The organism is Pseudomonas sp. zbq_18, assembly GCF_043102245.1.
GTDB lineage: Bacteria > Pseudomonadota > Gammaproteobacteria > Pseudomonadales > Pseudomonadaceae > Aquipseudomonas.
On sequence record NZ_JBICIT010000022.1, the window covers coordinates 236239 to 254895 of the forward strand.

An 18657-nucleotide genomic window follows, 5' to 3' on the forward strand; every position below is an offset into this window, starting at 1 on the left:
GCGCTCCGTTAACCGACCTGATCAGAGAACCGACATGCCCAGCATCACCCTGCCCGATGGCAGCCAGCGTCACTATGCCCAACCCCTGAGCGTGGCCGAAGTCGCCGCCGACATCGGCCCCGGCCTGGCCAAGGCCGCCCTGGCCGGGCGCCTGAATGGCCGCCTGGTGGACACCAGCGCCTTGGTCGACCACGACGCCCAGCTCAGCCTGATCACCGCCCGCGACCCCGAGGGCCTGGAGCTGCTGCGCCACTCCTGCGCACACCTGCTGGCCATGGCGGTCAAGCAGCTGTACCCCAGCGCCCAGGTGACCATCGGCCCGGTGATCGAGGACGGCTTCTACTACGACTTCGCCTTTGAGCGACCCTTCACCCCGGATGACCTGGCGCTGATCGAGGCGCGCATGAGTGAGCTGGCCGCCGCCGACCTGCCCGTCAGCCGCCGCGAGCTGCCACGTGATGAAGCCATCACCCATTTCGAATCACAGGGCGAGCACTACAAGGCCGAGCTGATTCGCGACATTCCGGCCGGCGAAGTGCTGTCGCTGTACCGCCAGGGCGACTTCGAAGACCTCTGCCGCGGCCCGCATATTCCGCGCACCGGCCATCTGCAGGCGTTCAAGTTGACCAAGGTGGCCGGCGCCTACTGGCGCGGCGATGCGAAGAACGCCGCGCTGCAACGCATCTACGGCACCTGCTGGGCCAACAGCAAAGAGCTCAAGGCCCATCTCACCCGCCTGGAAGAAGCCGGCAAGCGCGACCACCGCAAGCTTGGCCCGCAGCTCGACCTGTTCCACTTCGACGACTGCGCGCCCGGCTCGGTGTTCTGGCACCCCAAGGGCTGGACCCTGTTCCAGCAGTTGATCGGCTACATGCGCCAGCAGCAGGACGCCGCCGGCTATGTCGAGGTCAACACCCCGGACGTGATGGACCGCAGCCTGTGGGAAACCTCCGGGCACTGGTTCAACTACCGCGACGCCATGTTCACCACCAGCACCGAGGACGAGCGCGTGTTCGCCCTCAAGCCGATGAACTGCCCCGGCGCCGTGGCGCTGTTCGCCCGCGGCCTGAAGAGCTACCGCGACCTGCCGCTGCGCATGGCCGAGTTCGGCAAGGTGCACCGCTACGAGCCGTCCGGTGCGCTGCACGGCCTGCTGCGCGTGCGCCACTTCACCCAGGACGACGCGCACATCTTCTGCACCGCCGCACAAATGGAACAGGAGTGCGCCGACACCATCGCCCTGGTGTTCGCCATCTACCGCGACTTCGGTTTCAACGAGGTGGCAGTCAAACTCTCCACCCGCCCGGCCAACCGCATCGGCAGCGACGCCACCTGGGACCAGCTGGAAGGCGCGCTGTCCGGCGCGCTGCAACGGATGGGCATCGACTACCAGCTCAACCCCGGCGAAGGCGCGTTCTACGGGCCCAAGCTGGAGTTCGTCCTGCGCGATGCCATCGGCCGCGACTGGCAGTGCGGCACCCTGCAGGTGGACCTCAACCTGCCGGAGCGCTTCGATATCGGCTACATCAACGAGCAAGGCGAGCGCGAACGCCCGGTGATGCTGCACCGCGCTCTGTTCGGCTCGCTGGAACGCTTCACCGGCATTCTCATCGAGCACTACAGCGGGCTGTTCCCGCTGTGGCTGGCCCCGCAGCAGGCGGCCGTGCTGACCATCAGCGAGGGGCAGAACGACTACGCCCGCCAGGTGCTGGCCCGCCTCAAGCGCGCCGGTTTGCGTGCGGCCGCCGACCTGCGCAACGAGAAGATCGGCTACAAGATCCGCGAAGCCACCCTGCAGAAAGTGCCCTACCTGCTGGTGATCGGCGAGCAGGAGAAGGCCGAGGGCCGCGTCACCCTGCGCAGCCGCTCCGGCGACAACCTCGGCAGCCTGCCGCTGGCCGAGCTGGTCGAGCGGCTGCGTGCGGAGGGGCGCATGCCCTGAACCTGGCCGGCCAGGCTCACTGACTGGGCAGCCCGCCACAGTCCTCACCCAGCCATTTCGCCTGGCTCTGCATGCTGCTGGGCTGGCCGTCGTAGACGCCGTTGACCGTGGTGGTGAAGGCAGTGTCGCCGTCGAAGCGGGTCTCGCCCTCACCCTCGCCGTTCGGGCACTTGAAGTGGAACTTCCACACCTCGGCGCTGCGCTCGGTGATCTCATGGCTGCAACCGGAGTCTTCGTTCTGCAGGGGGATGTCGCCGGCCTTGAGGCGTTCGGCACTGAGACACAGCTGCACGCCGCTGCCACCGAGCTTGATGCCCTGCTGGGCCAGCATCCCCTCCATCATCTGGCGCTGCTCGGGCGGCAGGTTCTGCAACTGGTCGAGCATCTGCTGCATGTCCGGCATGGCCTGGCCACCATGCTGCATCTGGCTGGTGAACTCCCACAGCCCGGCGCGGGGCTCGGCGCAGGCGAGGGCTGGCAGGGTGAACAGCAGGGCGACGAGAACGCGCATGACGGCTTTCCTCCTAGGCAGGGTTCTAGCAGCTTAGCCGCTGCAGAGCCTGATTCCCTCGCCCCTCTCCCCCGGCCCCTCTCCCGCAAGCGGGAGAGGGGAGTAATCCCCAGACGAACAAAACCCCCGAGAGGCATCGCCTGGCGGGGGTCGGGTCCATCCTGGCGCTTGTGGCGCCGGGATCAGCGATGGAGCGTACAGCTCCAGAGTTCCAGTGCCGGCCGGTCCGCTCGTGGCGGCCCCAGCCACTCGCCAAGGGTATGGCAGCGCTGGTCGAAACACAGTTGATAATCGCCGGCCTCGGGCGTACGCCCGACACGCAGCGGTTGCAGTGGCGGCATCTGCCGGCGGTAGTGCCAGCTGCCGTCACGCAGTTCGGCACCGTCCGGGATCTCCATGCCGGCGCCTGTCCCGCGTACCCGCGCCTCGCCGAGCAACAAGCCCTCGGCGGTGACGCGGTAGTCTTCTTCCCAGCGGATCTTCTCGATGCTGTGGTTCCAGGCCAGGGTGAACCCGGCCTCCGGCACCGCCACCTGGGCCCAGACCGCTCCGGCCAGGCCCATGCACAAGCCGATCACGCGGCGGCCAGGTTCGCGCGCCGTGCCCGCCAGAAGTGCTGGGCAAGGAACAGCGCCGCCAGGGCAAAGCCGATTTCATCGGTGATCGGCGCGGCAATGATCAGCGCCGCACCAGCGGCGAAGCCGAGGATGCGCTCCCACCAGCCCAGCCCGCGCTGCAGGTAGCCGGTGAACACCGCGCCCCAGATACCGATGGCCAGCACCGCCTTGAGCACCACGTAGGCGGTGGCCAGCAGGCTGTCGCCCTGCAGCATCAGGCCCGGCGAATACACCGCCATGTACGGCACGATGAAGCCGGCTACGGCGATGCGGACCGCCCACAGGCTGATCTTCAAACCCTTCTCCTTGGCGATCGGCGCGGCGGCGAAGCAGGCCAGCGCCACCGGCGGCGTGAGGTCGGCCATGATGCCGAAGTAGAAGACGAACATGTGCGAAACGATCAGCGGCACGCCGAGATCGAGCAGCGCCGGCGCGGCAATCGAGCTGGTGATGATGTAGTTGGGAATGGTCGGGATGCCCATGCCCAGCACCAGGCAGGTGAGCATGGTCAGCACCAGCGAGAGGAACAGGTTGTCCTGGCCGATGGCGAGGATGTAGCCGGCGAAGGTCGAGGCCACCCCGGTCAGCGAGACCACGCCGATGATCACCCCGACCAGGGCGCAGGCGATGCCCACCGGCACCGCATGGCGCGCGCCTTCGACCAGCGCGTGCAGGCACAGGGTCAGGGTCTCGCGGCCGCCCTTGATGAACCAGCAGACCGCCACCAGCGCCGCGATCACGCCGAATACCACGCCGATGCCGAGCTGGAAGAAGCCGGCGCAGAGCACGCCCAGGGCGATCCAGAAGGCGAAGCGCATGGCCTTGGACGACACCCGCAGGATGATCGCCGAACCGATGATGACGATGGCGGTCAGGGCCAGGCCGACGGTGCCGGAGAACAGCGGCGTGCGCCCGGAGAACAGCAGGTAGATGAGGATGGCCAGCGGGATCAGCAGGAACCAGCGCTCGCGCACCGACTTCCACGGGTTCGGGCACTCGTCCTTGGGCAGGCCCATCAGGTTGGCGCGCTTGGCTTCCAGGTGGACCATCCAGAACACCGAGCCGAAATACAGCAGCGCCGGGATCAGCGCGGCCTTGGCCACTTCGTAGAACGGCACGTTGATGGTCTCGGCCATGATGAAGGCCACGGCGCCCATGATCGGCGGCATGATCTGGCTGCCCATCGACGAGGTGGCCTCCACCCCGCCGGCGAACCCGGCGCGGTAGCCGAAGCGCTTCATCAGCGGGATGGTGAACTGGCCGGTGGTGACCACGTTGGCCACACCCGAACCGGTGATGGTGCCCATCAGCGCCGACGACACCACCGACACCTTGGCCGGGCCGCCGACCTTGTGGCCGAACAGGCCCATGGCGAAGTCGGTGAACAGCCTGATCATGCCGGCCTGTTCGAGGAAGGCGCCGAACAGGATGAACAGGAAGATGTAGGTCGCCGAAACATAGGTCGGCGTGCCGTACAGGCCCTCGGTGCCGAACGACAGCTGGTTGACCAGCTGGTCGATGTCATAGCCGCGGTGCATCAGGTCACCCGGCAGGTACTGGCCGAACAGGCCGTAGACCAGGAACAGCGCGCAGATGATCGGCAGGGCGATACCCATGACCCGCCGCGCGGCCTCGAACACCAGCACGATGAGGATCAGGCCGATGACCATGTCGCTGCTGGTCAGGTCGCCCGAGCGCTGGATCAGGTCGGCCTCGAAGTACCACTGGTACGCCGCCGTGGCCATGCCGGCCAGGCCCAGCAGCCAGCCCAGCGGCTGGAACGGGCGGCCCCTGCCGAAGGCCGGGATGCTGATGAACACCACCAGCAGCAGGAAACCGACGTGCACCGCCCGCAACACCTGGGTGGAAACCGGGTGAAAGGCGGCGGTGACGATCTGAAAGATGGAAAACAGCAGTGCCACGGCGAAAAGCGCCTTGGGCCAACTGCTCGGACTGGCCGAGAGCCCTTCGTGGTGCTCGCTCATGAACCTAGTACCTCAATGACCATGGGACTAGAGCTGCCGGCAAAGGGCAAACGTGGGTTCAGCCTTTGCCGGTGTCTCTAAGCAGAATAGTTCTGGCCGCCCTTGGCGGGCCGACGGTGGCACGCCGGGGAGGCCGCTGAACGGCCCGCCCGGCGCGCGTGGGGATCAGAGTGCGCCGGCTTCCTTGTAGAAGCGTTCGGCACCCGGATGCAGCGGAATTGGCAGGTTCTTCGCCGCGCCTTCCAGCTTGATGTCCTTGGCCGCAGAGTGGGCATTGCCCAGGCGCTCGAGGTTGTCGAACATCAGCTTGGTCATCTGGTAGGCCACCTCGTCGGACACGCCTTCATGGCTGACCAGGATGTTGGTGATGGCCACGGTCGGCACGTCGGCGGTCTGGCCGTCGTAGGTGTTGGCCGGGATGGTGGCGGCCTGGTAGGCGGCGTTGCCGATCTTGCCCACCACGTCGGCCGGGATGGCGACGAAGCTGACCTTCATGGTCGAGGCCAGGTCGCGGATGGCGGCCATGCCCAGGCCGGAGGACTGCAGGGTGGCGTCCAGCTGGCGGTTCTTGATCAGCTCGACCGACTCGGCGTACGGCAGGAACTGCACTTCACCCATGTCCTCGTAGCTCAGGCCGGCCGCCTTGAAGATGGCGCGGGCGTTCAGCTCGGTGCCGGACTTCGGCGCACCGACGGAGATGCGCTTGCCCTTGAGGTCGGCCAGGGTCTGGATGTTGGCATCGGCGTTGGCCACGATCTGGATGTAGTTCGGGTAGGTGCCAGCGATGGCGCGCAGCTTCTTCAGCGGCGCCTTGAAACCGGCCTCTTCCACGCCGTTCCAGGCATCGGCCACCGAGTCGCCGAGGGCGAAGGCCAGCTCACCGCGACCGGCCTGCAGCAGGTTGAGGTTTTCCACCGAGGCCTTGGTGGCCTGCACCGAGGTCTTCGAGCCTTCGATGCCATTGCCGTACAGCTGCGACAGGGCAACACCGATCGGGTAGTACACGCCGCTGGTGCCACCGGTGAGGATGTTGATGAAGGTCGGGGCGGCAATGGCCGCGGTGCTGGCTGTGAACGCCGCGGCGGCGGCGAACAGGCTGAGACGCTTGGTCAGGGTCATGCGGATGTCTCCATTGTTGTTGTCGGTGGGTCACGCCCGTGGAGCTGGGCGGCAACCTGGCAACAAGAACGGCGAGCGTCCCCCGGCGGGCCGGGCTGGATCAGGAGTCCGCAGACTCCAGGCAGGCAATGCTCACTCGGTCGTTCTTGTTCTCACCCTCGCGAGGGCATGGCAGAAACCATAGCAGCCAGCGTGCCAGAGGCTGAAAACGCCGATCTAGAGGGGTTTGCCGACAAAACCCGGGCAGCCATAAGCGGAAATCCGCCGATCACCCGCCGAGCATCAGCAAGAATCCGCCTAGTCCTCGCCCACCCCACCTTCACCGAGGAAGTCCGCACGGCTCAGGCCATGGCGCTGCATCTTCTCGTTGAGGGTGCGCCGCGGCAGCTGCAGCAGCGCCATCACCTCGGCGATATTGCCCTGGCAGCGCTGCAGCGCCTGGCGCAGGCATTGTGCCTCGAACGCCTCCATCTGCTCGGCCAGCGACTGCCCACCCGCCGCCTCCACCGCCGGAGCCGAAAGACCGAGCGCATGGCGCTCGGCAGCGTTGATCAGCTCACGTACGTTGCCCGGCCAGTCGTGGGCCAGCAGCCGCGCCAGCTCGCCCGACGCCAGCGGCGGCGCCTCGCGGCCATGACGCTGGGCTGCCTCGGCGGCGAAGTGCTCGAACAGCAGGGGAATGTCCTCGCGCCGCTCGCGCAGCGGCGGGATGTGCAGCTCGGCGACGTTGAGGCGATAGAGCAGGTCCTCGCGGAAGCGCCCACCACGCACCTCCTCGCGCAGATCCGGCTTGGCCGCGCTGATCACCCGCAGGTCGACGGCGATGCTCTTGTTCGAGCCCAGGCGCTCCAGGCTGCGCTCCTGGATCACCCGCAGCAGCTTGACCTGCTGCGCCAGCGGCATGCTTTCGATCTCGTCGAGAAACAGCGAGCCGCCATCGGCGTGCTCGATGCGGCCGATGCGCTTGGCCTGGGCGCCGGTAAAGGCTCCGCTCTCATGGCCGAACAGCTCGCTCTCGAAAATGGTCTCGGGAATCGCCGCGCAGTTGAGGGCGACGAAAGGCTTGGCCGCGCGCGGGCCGAACTGATGCAGGCAGCGCGCCACCCGTTCCTTGCCGCTGCCGGTGTCGCCGCGGATCAGCACGTTGACCGAGGTCTGCGCCAGCTCCAGCACCTGCTTGCGCAGGGTCTGCATGGCCGGCGACACGCCGAGCAGTTCCGCTTCGATGCGCCCGGTAGCGGCGACCTGGGCACGCAGCTGGCGGTTCTCCAGCACCAGGCGGCGCTTGTCCAGGGCGCGGCGCAGGCTGTCCAGCAGACGCTCGGGGGTAAAGGGTTTCTCGATGAAGTCGTAGGCACCCTGGCGCAGCGCCTGCACCGCCATGGGCACATCGCCGTGGCCGGTGACCATGATCACCGGCAGGTCGCGGTCGCGTTGCAGCAGCGCGTCGAGCAGTTGCAGGCCGTCCTGACCGGGCATGCGCACGTCGCTGACGACGACGCCGGCAAAGTCCGCCTCGACCAGCGCCAGCGCCGCGGCCGCCGAATCGCAGGTGCGCACCTCGAGGCCGGACAGCTCCAGCCACTGCTGCACCGCCTCGCGGATCGCCGCCTCGTCGTCGACAAAGATCACCTGGCCGTTCATGCCACCTCCCGTTGCGAAGGGCCGCAGTGTAGCCCGGATGACCTAGGCCGCCGCCAGCCGCAGGCTGAAGATCGCCCCGGCATCACCATTGCGCGCCGTCAGGCTGCCGCCCAGCTCGTGGACGATGCCGTAGGACACCGCCAGCCCCAGGCCGAGCCCCTCGCCCACCGGCTTGGTGGTGAAGAACGGCTCGAACAGGTGCGCCAGGTTCTCCTCGGCAATGCCCGCGCCACTGTCTTCCACGTCCAGGCGCCAGGCCTCGCCCTCGCGGCGAATCCGCAGGTCGAGTTGCCGGCGCGGGCTGCCCGCCATGGCATCCAGGGCGTTGTGCAGCAGGTTGAGCAGCACCTGCTCCAGGCGGATCGCATCGCCCAGCACCCAGGCCGGCTCGGCCTGATCGCGGGTGATCTCCACGCCCTCGGCGCGCATGCGCGGCGCCAGCAGTTGCAGGGCCTGCTCCAGCACCTGGCCCAGCTCCAGGCGTTCGCGCAGGCCGCCCGGGCTCTTGCGGGCGAAGGTCTTGAGATGGCCGGTCAGCGCGGCCATGCGCTGCAGCAGGCCGTCGATGCGCTGCAGCCCCACCCGCGCCGGTTCCACGCGGTCCTGCTCCAGCAGCAGGCGCAAGCTGCCCAGCTGCATCTGCATGGCCGTCAGCGGCTGGTTCAGCTCATGGGCCAGGGCCGCCGACATCTGCCCCAGCGCCGCCAGCTTGGCTGCCTGCACCAGCTCATCCTGGGCCGTGCGCAGGGCGGCGGTGCGCTCTTCCACCAGGCGCTCCAGCTCCTCGCGGCTGCGCTGCTGCAGGCGCTGGGTCTTGCGCCGCTGCAGCAGCCAGAGCAGCAGGAACACCGCGGTGGTCCACAGCCCGGCGGCGGCCAGGCGGTAGCTGCGCACCACGCCGGCCACGGCAGCGGGCTCGACCAGCAGGTGCAGGGTCCAGCCCTCGTCGTTCAGATCGCGGCGCTGCCAGAGATAGTCGCGGCGCCCGTCCGGACCTTCGACGCGGCGCTGCTCGGCCAGTGCCGAGATCTGTCGCAAGGTGGTGCTGGGCAGCGGCTGCAGGTTTTGCCGGGCGAACTTGCGCGCCTGCTCCAGCTCAAGCCGCTGCGCCTCGGCCAGCGGCCGCAGCTGGCGAAAGCGCCAGGCCGGTCGGTTGCTGAGAATCACCACGCCATGCCGGTCACTGACCAGCAGCACATCGGTCTGGCCGACCCACTCACGCTGCAGTTCTTCCAGTTCCAGCTTGACCACCAGCACGCCGAGCACCTGGCCGTTGCCGTCCTTGACCGCATGGGAAAGGAAATAGCCGGGAACCCCGGTGGTCACGCCGACGGCAAAGTAGCGACCAGAATCCTCGCGCAAGGCGTCCTGAAAATAGGGGCGAAACGCATAGTTGTTACCGACGAAGCTGCTCCACTCGCGCCAGTTGCTGGCGGCGATGGCTTCGCCGGAACTGTCCAGCAGGTACAGCACCGCGGAGCCGGCAGCTCCATTGAGCGACTCCAGGCGACGATTGATCGCCTGGCGCAGCAAAGGGTCGCCGGGTGCGTTCAGCAGGTCGCGAATCGCCCCATCCTGCGCCAGCAGCGCCGGCACCGAGCGAAAGCGCTCGACCAGGGTGTGCACCGACTGCGCATACAGCTCCAGCTGGGCGGCCGCCTCCTCGCTGCGCTGGCTCCAGGCCCGCCGCTCTGCCAGCAGACCGGCCAGCCAGACACACAGCGCCAGTCCGGCAAGGATGCCGATGACGACCCAAAGGCGATGACGTGGAAGGACGGAAGACATGCAGGGGCTCGCACCGACGCAGAGCCGGCATGGTAGCAAAGGCGCCCGCAGGCCGAGCGACTGCAAGGGCGCCGACGAAGAGGCCGCCCGGAATGTTCGGCCGCGCACACCAGAATCACTACAGGTTCACACTACAAGGTATTCGTCGTCACACTTTTGTGAACTGCAACTTACTAAGTGGTAAGTCATTACTTACATATATCGACGAGCTTTACCACGCCAAACTAGTACACTTTTTATTGACGCCATAATTGCAACTTGCCATTCGCGACATTGCATCTTGCTAATCGCTCCGCTTGCCGAACTCATCACATTTCTTGCCTTGTCGATCCCTTCCTCCGGGACTAGGATGCCCACCCCATAAGGACTTTGCGCAATTTGTTGCGCATGGAAACTGCGCAAGAAGTTGCGCATAGCAAATGAGCCAGCGGCACTCCTCATATATATGAAAGCGTCCGCAAGTTGCTCTCTGCCTATATAGAGTCAAGGAATGACTGCCTCTACCCCACTGGCCGAACATTATCTGCAATTGGCGAAAAACCCTGTTGAAGAGGGTAACTTCGCCGGTGCCGATATGCGTTATTCCAGTGAATACGAAGCCCTCGAAAGCGAACTGGAAAAGGCCGGCGCGCTGCACCAGACCGAGGCCATCGACTGGCAAAAAATCCGCGACCTGAGCGAGGCCCTGCTGCGCCACCAGTCCAAGGATCTGCGTGCCGCCTGCTGGCTGGTCTGGAGCCTGCACCAGCGCGAGGGCCTGCATGGCCTGCAGGCTGGCCTGGGCCTGCTGCTGGAACTGTGCCAGCAGCGCTGGAACGACCTGCACCCGCGCAAGGACCGCACCCGCGCCGCCGCCCTCACCTGGCTCATGCCGCGCGTGGAGAAAGTGCTCGGCGAAGACATCCCGGTCGCCGCGCAACTGCCGTTGTTCCGCAACCTGGCCGAGCTGCTGCGTGGCCTGGAAAGCTGCCTGGGCGAACGCCTCGGCGAAGACGCCCCGCTGCTGTTGCCGCTGTGCCGGCGCCTGGACGAGCAGATTGCCCGCGCCGCCCAGGGCCACAGTGAACCCGGTGCGGTCGGCGCCGCTCTGGCCCAGGTCAAGCAGGCCGCCGCCCAGGTGTTCAACCCGGCCACCCCGCTGGACAACGAGCGCGACGCGCACAAGTCGCTGCGCGCCCTGCAGGACGGCGCCCGACCGCTGTGCGCCTGGTGGCTGAAGCAGAAGGCCAGCGACCTGCGCGCCCTGCGCCTGTCCCGTACCCTGCTGTGGCTGCCGATCGACGGCCTGCCGCAGGCCAATGCCGAACACATCACCACCCTGCGTGGCCTGCCAGCGGACAAGCTGGCCAGCTTCGCCGAACGCTTCGCCGCCGGCCAGTACGCCGACCTGCTGGTGGAGCTGGAAGCCAGTATCGCCCGCGCACCGTTCTGGCTGGACGGCCAGCGCCTGGCCTGGGAATGCCTGCAGGAACTGGGCGCCGAGGCCGCCATGTGCGAAGTGGAGATGCAGCTGGCGCTGTTCCTCCAGCGCGTACCGGGCCTGGATGAGCTGCGCTTTCACGACGGCGCGCCCTTCGCCGACGCCGAAACCCGTGCCTGGATCGGTGGCCAGGTCATGCCCCACCTGCAGGCGCCCAGCGCCGAACCGGCGGTGCAGACCGGCGCAGGCGGCGAACTGCCGGCCTGGGAACTGGCCCTGCAGGCCGCCCTGCCGCGCCTGCGCAAGGACGGCCTGAAACCCGCCGTGCAGCAGCTCAAGCAGGGCATGGCCCAGGCCCAGGGCGGGCGGGCACGCTTCTTCTGGCAGCTGGCTCTGGCGCGCCTGTGCAGTGCGGCGAAGAAGCACGAACTGGCCAAGACCCAACTCGAATCCCTCGACCAGACGCTGCAGGCCTCCGGCCTCGGCGAGTGGGAACCCGATCTCGCCCTGGAAGTGCTGCGTCTGCTGCACAACTGCTACGAGCTGCTGCCGCAGAACCATGCGATCCGCGAGCGCAAGGAAGAGATCCACCGCAGGCTGTGCCACCTCGATCTCGAAGTGGTGCTGGATTGAGGCCGCCAGGCCTCCGAACGTAAAGGAGAACAACCATGGCCAAAGAAGGCTCGGTAGCACCCAAGGAACGCATCAACGTCACCTTCAAACCGGCGACCGGCAACGCTCAGGAAGAGATCGAACTGCCGCTGAAGCTGATGGTGCTGGGCGATTTCACCCAGCGCGCCGACGAGCGCAAGATCGAGGATCGCAAGCCGATCAGCATCGACAAGAACAACTTCGACGAAGTGCTGGGCAAGCAGGAGCTGAGCCTGACCTTCGCCGTGCCCAACCGCCTGCAGGACGAAGAAACCGACGACGAACTGCCGGTCGAGCTGAAGATCAACTCGCTGAAGGACTTCAACCCGGCCGCCGTGGTCGAGCAGGTGCCGGAGCTGAAGAAACTGATGGAGCTGCGCGACGCCCTGGTCGCCCTGAAAGGCCCGCTGGGCAACGCCCCGGCCTTCCGCAAGGCCATCGAAAGCGTCCTCTCCGACGACGACTCCCGCGACCGCGTACTGGGTGAGCTGGGTCTCGCCGCCCAAGCCCCGCAAGACGCCTGATTTCTCGACAAGGAAGCCCGAGCATGAGCACCAGTGCAGTAATGGAAAGTACCCGGAATGTCGCCGACGCCGGCATTCTCGACCGCATCATCGCGGAAACCCGCCTGACCCCGGACGACGAGGCCTACGACATCGCCAAGCGTGGCGTGTCCGCCTTTATCGAAGAGCTGCTGAAGCCGCACAACCAGAACGAGCCGGTGAAGAAGGCCATGGTCGACCGCATGATCGCGGAGATCGACGCCAAGCTCAGCCGGCAGATGGACGAGATCCTCCATAACCCGCAGTTCCAGTCGCTGGAGTCGGCCTGGCGCGGCCTCAAGCTGCTGGTCGATCGCACCGACTTCCGCGAAAACACCAAGCTGGAAATCCTCAACGCCTCCAAGCAGGACCTGCTGGACGACTTCGAGGACAGCCCGGAAATCACCCAGTCCGGCCTGTACAAGCACATCTACACCGCCGAGTACGGCCAGTTCGGCGGCCAGCCGGTCGGCGCCATCGTCGCCAACTACTTCTTCGACCCCAGCTCGCCGGACATCAAGTGCATGCAGCACGTCGCCTCGGTGGCCTGCATGTCGCACGCGCCCTTCATCGCCGCCGCCGGCCCGAAGTTCTTCGGTCTGGAAAGCTTCACCGGCCTGCCCAACCTGAAGGATCTCAAGGATCACTTCGAGGGCCCGCAGTTCGCCAAGTGGCAGAGCTTCCGCGAGCGCGAAGACGCGCGCTATGTCGGCCTGACCCTGCCGCGCTTCCTGCTGCGCAACCCCTACGATCCGGAAGAAAACCCGGTGAAGACATTCGTCTACAAGGAGAGCGTGTCGGCCAGCCACGAGCACTACCTGTGGGGCAACACCGCCTACACCTTCGCCTCCAAGCTGACCGACAGCTTCGCCAAGTTCCGCTGGTGCCCGAACATCATCGGCCCGCAGAGCGGTGGCGCGGTGGAAGACCTGCCGCTGCACCACTTCGAGAGCATGGGCGAGATCGAGACCAAGATCCCCACCGAGGTGCTGGTCTCCGACCGTCGCGAGTATGAACTGGCCGAGGAAGGCTTCATCGCCCTGACCATGCGCAAGGGCAGCGACAACGCCGCGTTCTTCTCCGCCAACTCCACCCAGAAGCCGAAGTTCTTTGGCATCAGCGAGGAAGGCAAGACCGCCGAGCTGAACTACAAGCTCGGCACCCAGCTGCCCTACCTGTTCATCGTCAACCGCCTGGCGCACTACCTGAAGGTGCTGCAGCGCGAGCAGATCGGCGCCTGGAAGGAGCGCACCGACCTGGAGCTGGAACTGAACAAGTGGATCCGCCAGTTCGTCGCCGACCAGGAGAACCCCAGCTCCGAAGTCCGCAGCCGTCGTCCGCTGCGCGCTGCGCAGGTGATCGTCAGCGACGTGGAAGGCGAGCCGGGCTGGTACCGCGTTAGCCTCAACGTGCGCCCGCACTTCAAGTACATGGGTGCCGACTTCACCCTGTCCTTGGTCGGCAAGCTGGACAAGGAGTAAGCACGTGGCCTACGGCAGCCTGTTCGAGCGCCTTGGTGGGGATACCGCCAGTCGCGCCCGCCTCGACCACGAGGTGGCCGTGATGGCCTCGGTGGCTGCCCATCTGGCCAAGATGCTCAGCACCCGGGCGGGCAGCGTGCAGACGCTGCCCGACTACGGGTTGCCCGATCTCAACGACATGCGCCTGTCGCTGCACGACGCGTTGCAGCAGGCGCGCATGGCGATCGAACGCTTCATTGAACAATACGAGCCGCGCCTGAAACAGGTGCGGGTCATTTCCCTGCCGCGCGAGCACGACCCCCTCAGCCTCAACTTCGCCATCGAAGGGCTGCTGCAGGTCGAGGGCATCAAGCGCCAGGTCAGTTTCGCCGCGCAGCTGGATGGCAGCGGGCAAGTGAAGGTCAGGTAAGGGCCTGTTCAAAGGAGAGCATGGATGTCCGGTAAACCCGCCGCCCGCCTGGGCGACCCCACCGCCTGCCCGGTTCCCGGCCACGGCACCAACCCCATCGCCGTCGGCTCGCCCAATGTGCTGTTCGACAGCCTGCCGGCCGCCCGCCAGGGCGACGCCTCCGCCTGCGGCGGTGCGCTGTCCGGCAATGTGATCCCGACCGTGCTGATCAACGGCAAGCCGGCGACCACCATCGGCACAGTGGGCAGCCACGGCAATGTGGTGGTGGCGGGGTCGGGGACTGTGTTGATTGGGGCCAGTGGGGGTGGCGCTTCGTTTGTATCGCCCACCCCCGTGAGTATCCCCGGATTCGACGAGCAATTCGTGCTCACGGATGAGCAGGGCTCACCCATAGCCAATCAACCCTATTTGCTCATTCGGGAAAGCGGTGGCCAAGAGTCTGGCATTACTGACGCCCAGGGCCAGACACACCGCATAGCTCATCACGCTAAAGCGGAAAAGATCGACATATATGTAGCCACGGAAGGCTGATCCCCATGACCCAGGAAGTAATCAACCATCAGTCCGGCACGTACAAGAAGATTGCATCGCGGCAAAGTACTCCTGCATCAGATGCGACGCCTAAAGCACTGGTTGTCGAACGCGGACTAACCATCTTTCTTGGCGGTGCTGGCATGGTTGGCTCCTACAACGAAGATATGGTTTCCGCACTCAAGGAAGTCGGGATAGCCAATCCTGTCTATGGGAACTACTCATCCCTTATCACCGGGTTAGATAGCTACGTACCTTCCATCGTCGACATGCTGGGCGATGCTTCTGCAGTCGCCCTCTATAACCAGGACGAAACCGACCCAGTGGTATTCGAGTATGGAGAGCTTCAGAAATGTCGCTATGGCAATGAATATGTCGAGAAGAAATACCTGTTCGGACTCATAACCGTCCGCGAATACAACAAGGTCGAGTGCACCCCCACCAGCGATCTACTAGCAATCAAACTCGGCCGGGATCTGAAGGCCATAAAGAGCACTGATTTTTCTCTTGCCAACATCGGTATCAGCAAGTCCCTACCTTCAATAGGGCAGTTCAACATCATTGGCTATTCATGGGGTGCAGTGATCGCTGCACGTACTGCGATCTTCCATGCTCGCCAAGGGGTCACTGTGAACCATCTGGTCCTGATCGGAGCCCCCATCAACGCCAGCCTGAAAGAAGCGGTCAGTATCCACCCCCGGATCCTCAACACCCACATCGTCGACTTGATGAGTCACGGTGATCCAATTTTTGCGGGCATGAGCGACCAACAGATCGTTGATTCAGCTCTAAAGCTGGCCAACCAAATGCCCACCGCCGAAGGGCATTTCTATTACTCGGGCGATAACCCTGCTGGACGGGCACGCCGCCGCCAGCTTGCCAACTCGCTGTATGAAAAGGGGCTTCGTTGAACATGTTGCGTTACATAGCCCTCACCCTCTCCGTGCTGATGCTCGCGATCACATTCAATGAGCCCGGCAGCGACTGGCCCATAGATCTGCAGCTGTTCGGCTACTCGCTCCAAGGCAATGTCTTTGGCTGGCTTTTTACGGTCTGCCTAGTGGCCTTCATACCCCTGCTAGGGATCAGCGTGGTGATGCTGATCCGCTACGGCGTGTCTTTTCTCAAGACACGTAAAGCCTCGACGCTCTGGGCGCTGCTGCTGTTTGCAGTGTTTCCACTCTGTGCACTGATCAGCTTCAACAGCTGGGTGTTCAGCGAGATTTTCTAGGGTTCGCCGAGGTTTTATCCATGTCCTTCAACCACCACTACCAGAGCGAACTCTCCGCCCTGCGCCAACTGGGTAAGCGCTTCTCCGAGCGCAGCCCGGCGCTGGCGCCGTTTCTTGGCCAGGCCGGGCGCGATCCGGATGTGGAGCGCCTGCTGGAAGGCTTCGCCTTTCTCACCGGGCGCCTGCGGCAGAAGCTCGACGACGAACTGCCGGAGCTGACCCATTCGCTGATGCACCTGCTTTGGCCCAACTACATGCGCCCGCTGCCTGCCTTCAGCATGTTGCAGTTCGACCCGCTCAAGCGCCCCGGCCCGGCGCTGCAGGTGCCACGGCATACGCCGGTGGAAGCCAAGGCCGTCGAAGGCGTGACCTGTCGTTTTCGCACCGCCTATGCGACCGAAGTACTGCCGCTGGCACTGAACGCGCTGGATTATTCGGTAAAAGGTGACGGCGCCCTGCTCAGCCTGCGTCTGGCGATGAGCACCGATGGCCACTTGGGTGAGATCGGTCTGAAACAGCTGCGCCTGCATCTGGCCGGTGAGCGCTATATCGCCCAGCTGCTCTACCTCGGTCTGCTGCGCCACCTGGGCGGCATTCAATTGGTGTTGCTGGACGAACAGGGTCAGGCGCTGACCGACAGCTATGGCCTGCCGCTGCCGAGCATCGGCCTGGCGGCCAATCAGATCGAAGCGGTGGGCTTTCACGAAGATCAGGCACTGATCCCCTACCCGCACAACACCTTCCGCGGCTATCGCCACCTGCAGGAATACTTCGCCTTCCAGGACAAGTTCCTGTTCGTCGACCTCAAGGGCCTGGAAGCCATTGCCCGCCAGCCAGAAGAAGTGCTGGAGCGCGCCCGCGGCCTGGAGCTGCGCTTCGATATCCGCAAGAGCGGCTTGCAGCGCATCCGCCCGAGCCTGGACAACGTACGTCTGTACTGCACCCCGGTGGTCAACCTGTTTGCCCACGACGCCATCCCGATCCGCCTGGACGGCAAGCAGGACCAGTACCTGCTGCTGCCGGCCGAGCTCGACCCGCAGCACTGCGGGGTGTTCTCGGTGGACCGGGTGACCGGCTGGAAACCCGGCGGCATGGGCTACGAGGAATACGTGCCGTTCGAGTCGTTCGAGCACGACACCAGCTTCGATCAGCCGCGCGCCCGCCCGCACTACAGCGTGCGCCAGCAGCCCTCGCTGCTCGGCGACGGCCTGGAAACCTGGCTGAGCTTCGGCGCGCGCAACGGCGAAGTGCAGGAGACCCTGTCCATCGAGCTGACCTGTACCAACCAGAGCCTGGCGCGCCAGCTCAAGCCGGGTGATATCTGCCTGCCCAGCGAGGACACACCGGAGTTCCTCACCTTCCGCAATATCGGCGCCGTCACCCCGAGCTATGCGCCGCCGCTGCACCGCGACTACCTGTGGAAGCTGATCTCCAACATGTCGCTGAACTACCTGTCGCTGGCCGACGTCGAGGCGCTCAAGGTCATCCTGGAGACCTACGACCTGCCGCGCCACTACGACCAGCACGCGCTCAAGGTCAGCCAGCGCATGCTCGGCGGCCTGAAGAAGATCGCCCATCAGCACGTCGACCGCCTGCATCGCGGCCTGCCGATTCGCGGCGTGCGCACCGAACTGACCATGGATCCGGATGGCTACCTGGGAGAAGGGGACCTGTTCCTGTTCGCCTCGGTACTCAATGAGTTTTTCGCCCTCTACGCCAGCCTCAACAGCTACCACGAGCTGCGCGTACAGAGCACACAGGGAGAGGTGTACCAATGGACGCCGCGCATGGGGCAACAGCCCCTGCTCTGACCAAGTTCAGCTCCGGCATCCGCGAATACAGCCTCTTTCAAGGCGTATTGCGGGTACTGGAACGCCTGCGCGCCGCTCATCCCGAACTGGATGAGGAGGCGCTGTACGAGCGCCTGGAGTTCCAGGCCAACCCCAGCCTGGGCTTCCCCGGCAGCGACAGCGATCGCCTGGAGTTCTTCGAGGAGCACGGCGAGCTGCGCGCGCGCCTGCGCATCAACCTGGTCGGCCTGTTCGGTGCCGGCTCGCCGCTGCCCGCCTTCTACAGCGAGCAGGCGCTCGGTGACGGTCCGGACGGCAACACCACCCGCGACTTCCTCGACCTGTTCAATGACCGTTTGCAGCGCCTGCTCCTGCCGATCTGGCGCAAATACCGCTATCACGCGCACTACGAAGCCGGCGCCCGCGACGCCTTCTCTGCCAGGCTGTTCGCCCTGATCGGCCTCGGCGGTGAGCGCCTGCGCGCCGCCGAGGACCTCAACTGGCGGCGCCTGCTGCCCTACCTCGGCCTGCTCAGCCTGCGCGCCCACTCGGCGGCGCTGGTCGAGTCGGTGCTGCGCTACTACTTCAAGCACGCCGACCTGCGCATCGAACAGTGCGTCGAGCGCCGCGTCGAGATCATCAATGAGCAGCGCAACCGCCTCGGCCTGGCCAACAGCCAGCTGGGCGAGAGCCTGGTGCTGGGTGAAGCGGTGCGCGACCGCGGCGGCAAGTTCCGCATCCACATCCGCCAGCTGAGCTGGGAGCGCTTCCACGAATTCCTGCCCATCGGCAGCGGTTACCAGCCGCTCTGCGCGCTGGTGCGCTTCACCCTGCGCGACCCGCTCGACTACGACATCCGCCTGGCCCTGCGCCACGAGGAAATCCGCGAGCTGCGCATCGGCGCAGACAACCCCTGCCACCTGGGCTGGACCAGCTGGCTGGGCCACGAACAGGCCGATGGTGTCGTCACCATCGGCAGCAAGACTCACTAGGGAAAGA

16 protein-coding genes are annotated in these 18657 nt (G+C 65.5%); 10 read left to right on the top strand and 6 right to left on the bottom strand.

What is annotated here, in order from left to right; genetic code table 11:
- Positions 1-34: 34 nt before the first annotated feature.
- Entirely contained in the window at positions 35-1942 is a 1908-nt protein-coding gene (thrS, locus tag ACF8C6_RS17730) for a threonine--tRNA ligase (protein WP_392500486.1), read from the top strand.
- A 16-nt stretch (positions 1943-1958) separates the two neighbouring features.
- Here the strand turns inward: thrS and ACF8C6_RS17735 are convergent, their stop codons facing one another.
- The 6 genes from ACF8C6_RS17735 to ACF8C6_RS17760 all read right to left on the bottom strand — a co-directional run bounded on the left by ACF8C6_RS17735 (position 1959) and on the right by ACF8C6_RS17760 (position 9603).
- A complete protein-coding gene (locus ACF8C6_RS17735; RefSeq protein WP_392500487.1) occupies positions 1959-2453 on the bottom strand; it encodes a DUF3617 domain-containing protein in 495 nt (164 codons plus the stop codon).
- A 182-nt stretch (positions 2454-2635) separates the two neighbouring features.
- Positions 2636-3031: a DUF1850 domain-containing protein gene (locus tag ACF8C6_RS17740; protein ID WP_392500488.1), complete on the bottom strand. Its 396-nt coding sequence runs from the start codon at positions 3029-3031 to the stop codon at positions 2636-2638.
- On the bottom strand, positions 3028-5055 hold the full coding sequence (locus ACF8C6_RS17745) for a TRAP transporter permease (protein WP_392500489.1): 2028 nt from the start codon (positions 5053-5055) through the stop codon (positions 3028-3030). The genes ACF8C6_RS17740 and ACF8C6_RS17745 overlap by 4 nt, the downstream gene beginning before the upstream one ends.
- Before the next feature lie 165 nt (positions 5056-5220).
- Positions 5221-6174 (bottom strand): TAXI family TRAP transporter solute-binding subunit, encoded by a 954-nt coding sequence (locus tag ACF8C6_RS17750; protein WP_392500490.1) that lies wholly within the window; start codon positions 6172-6174, stop codon positions 5221-5223.
- Positions 6175-6471: 297 nt separating this feature from the next.
- Entirely contained in the window at positions 6472-7818 is a 1347-nt protein-coding gene (locus ACF8C6_RS17755; RefSeq protein ID WP_392500491.1) for a sigma-54-dependent transcriptional regulator, read from the bottom strand.
- A gap of 42 nt (positions 7819-7860) precedes the next feature.
- On the bottom strand, positions 7861-9603 hold the full coding sequence (locus ACF8C6_RS17760) for an ATP-binding protein (protein ID WP_392500492.1): 1743 nt from the start codon (positions 9601-9603) through the stop codon (positions 7861-7863).
- Between the two features lie 490 nt (positions 9604-10093).
- Here ACF8C6_RS17760 and tssA point away from each other — a divergent pair, with 490 nt between their 5' ends.
- Genes tssA through tssG form a run of 9 tightly spaced genes read left to right on the top strand, consistent with a single transcriptional unit; the run spans position 10094 to position 18650 of the window.
- Positions 10094-11656 carry a type VI secretion system protein TssA gene (gene tssA, locus ACF8C6_RS17765; RefSeq protein ID WP_392500493.1) on the top strand — a complete coding sequence of 521 codons (1563 nt, stop codon included), beginning with the start codon at positions 10094-10096 and terminating at the stop codon, positions 11654-11656.
- Between the two features lie 35 nt (positions 11657-11691).
- Positions 11692-12198 carry a type VI secretion system contractile sheath small subunit gene (tssB, locus tag ACF8C6_RS17770; protein ID WP_277691994.1) on the top strand — a complete coding sequence of 169 codons (507 nt, stop codon included), beginning with the start codon at positions 11692-11694 and terminating at the stop codon, positions 12196-12198.
- Positions 12199-12221: 23 nt separating this feature from the next.
- On the top strand, positions 12222-13697 hold the full coding sequence (gene tssC, locus ACF8C6_RS17775) for a type VI secretion system contractile sheath large subunit (RefSeq protein WP_392500494.1): 1476 nt from the start codon (positions 12222-12224) through the stop codon (positions 13695-13697).
- A 4-nt stretch (positions 13698-13701) separates the two neighbouring features.
- Positions 13702-14106, top strand: coding sequence for a type VI secretion system baseplate subunit TssE (tssE, locus tag ACF8C6_RS17780; RefSeq protein ID WP_392500495.1), 405 nt, complete (start codon positions 13702-13704; stop codon positions 14104-14106).
- A 24-nt stretch (positions 14107-14130) separates the two neighbouring features.
- Positions 14131-14637 carry a PAAR domain-containing protein gene (locus ACF8C6_RS17785; protein ID WP_392500496.1) on the top strand — a complete coding sequence of 169 codons (507 nt, stop codon included), beginning with the start codon at positions 14131-14133 and terminating at the stop codon, positions 14635-14637.
- Positions 14638-14642: 5 nt separating this feature from the next.
- Positions 14643-15548 (top strand): alpha/beta fold hydrolase, encoded by a 906-nt coding sequence (locus tag ACF8C6_RS17790; protein WP_392500497.1) that lies wholly within the window; start codon positions 14643-14645, stop codon positions 15546-15548.
- A gap of 2 nt (positions 15549-15550) precedes the next feature.
- The gene (locus tag ACF8C6_RS17795) at positions 15551-15868 is read left to right on the top strand and encodes a hypothetical protein (protein WP_392500498.1); all 318 of its coding nucleotides are present in this window, start codon (positions 15551-15553) and stop codon (positions 15866-15868) included.
- A 20-nt stretch (positions 15869-15888) separates the two neighbouring features.
- Positions 15889-17679: a type VI secretion system baseplate subunit TssF gene (gene tssF / locus ACF8C6_RS17800; protein ID WP_392500499.1), complete on the top strand. Its 1791-nt coding sequence runs from the start codon at positions 15889-15891 to the stop codon at positions 17677-17679.
- Entirely contained in the window at positions 17643-18650 is a 1008-nt protein-coding gene (tssG, locus tag ACF8C6_RS17805) for a type VI secretion system baseplate subunit TssG (RefSeq protein ID WP_392500500.1), read from the top strand. Before tssF ends, tssG begins: the two co-directional genes overlap by 37 nt.
- Positions 18651-18657: the final 7 nt, after the last annotated feature.

What these genes read in the sequence shown, in the direction of transcription:
- thrS (WP_392500486.1), top strand. Translation starts at nt 35, where the DNA reads ATGCCCAGCATCACCCTGCCCGATGGCAGCCAGCGTCACTATGCCCAA.
- ACF8C6_RS17735 (WP_392500487.1), bottom strand. Translation starts at nt 2,453, where the DNA reads ATGCGCGTTCTCGTCGCCCTGCTGTTCACCCTGCCAGCCCTCGCCTGC.
- ACF8C6_RS17745 (WP_392500489.1), bottom strand. Translation starts at nt 5,055, where the DNA reads ATGAGCGAGCACCACGAAGGGCTCTCGGCCAGTCCGAGCAGTTGGCCC.
- ACF8C6_RS17750 (WP_392500490.1), bottom strand. Translation starts at nt 6,174, where the DNA reads ATGACCCTGACCAAGCGTCTCAGCCTGTTCGCCGCCGCCGCGGCGTTC.
- ACF8C6_RS17755 (WP_392500491.1), bottom strand. Translation starts at nt 7,818, where the DNA reads ATGAACGGCCAGGTGATCTTTGTCGACGACGAGGCGGCGATCCGCGAG.
- ACF8C6_RS17760 (WP_392500492.1), bottom strand. Translation starts at nt 9,603, where the DNA reads ATGTCTTCCGTCCTTCCACGTCATCGCCTTTGGGTCGTCATCGGCATC.
- tssA (WP_392500493.1), top strand. Translation starts at nt 10,094, where the DNA reads ATGACTGCCTCTACCCCACTGGCCGAACATTATCTGCAATTGGCGAAA.
- tssB (WP_277691994.1), top strand. Translation starts at nt 11,692, where the DNA reads ATGGCCAAAGAAGGCTCGGTAGCACCCAAGGAACGCATCAACGTCACC.
- tssC (WP_392500494.1), top strand. Translation starts at nt 12,222, where the DNA reads ATGAGCACCAGTGCAGTAATGGAAAGTACCCGGAATGTCGCCGACGCC.
- ACF8C6_RS17785 (WP_392500496.1), top strand. Translation starts at nt 14,131, where the DNA reads ATGTCCGGTAAACCCGCCGCCCGCCTGGGCGACCCCACCGCCTGCCCG.
- ACF8C6_RS17790 (WP_392500497.1), top strand. Translation starts at nt 14,643, where the DNA reads ATGACCCAGGAAGTAATCAACCATCAGTCCGGCACGTACAAGAAGATT.
- ACF8C6_RS17795 (WP_392500498.1), top strand. Translation starts at nt 15,551, where the DNA reads ATGTTGCGTTACATAGCCCTCACCCTCTCCGTGCTGATGCTCGCGATC.
- tssF (WP_392500499.1), top strand. Translation starts at nt 15,889, where the DNA reads ATGTCCTTCAACCACCACTACCAGAGCGAACTCTCCGCCCTGCGCCAA.
- tssG (WP_392500500.1), top strand. Translation starts at nt 17,643, where the DNA reads ATGGACGCCGCGCATGGGGCAACAGCCCCTGCTCTGACCAAGTTCAGC.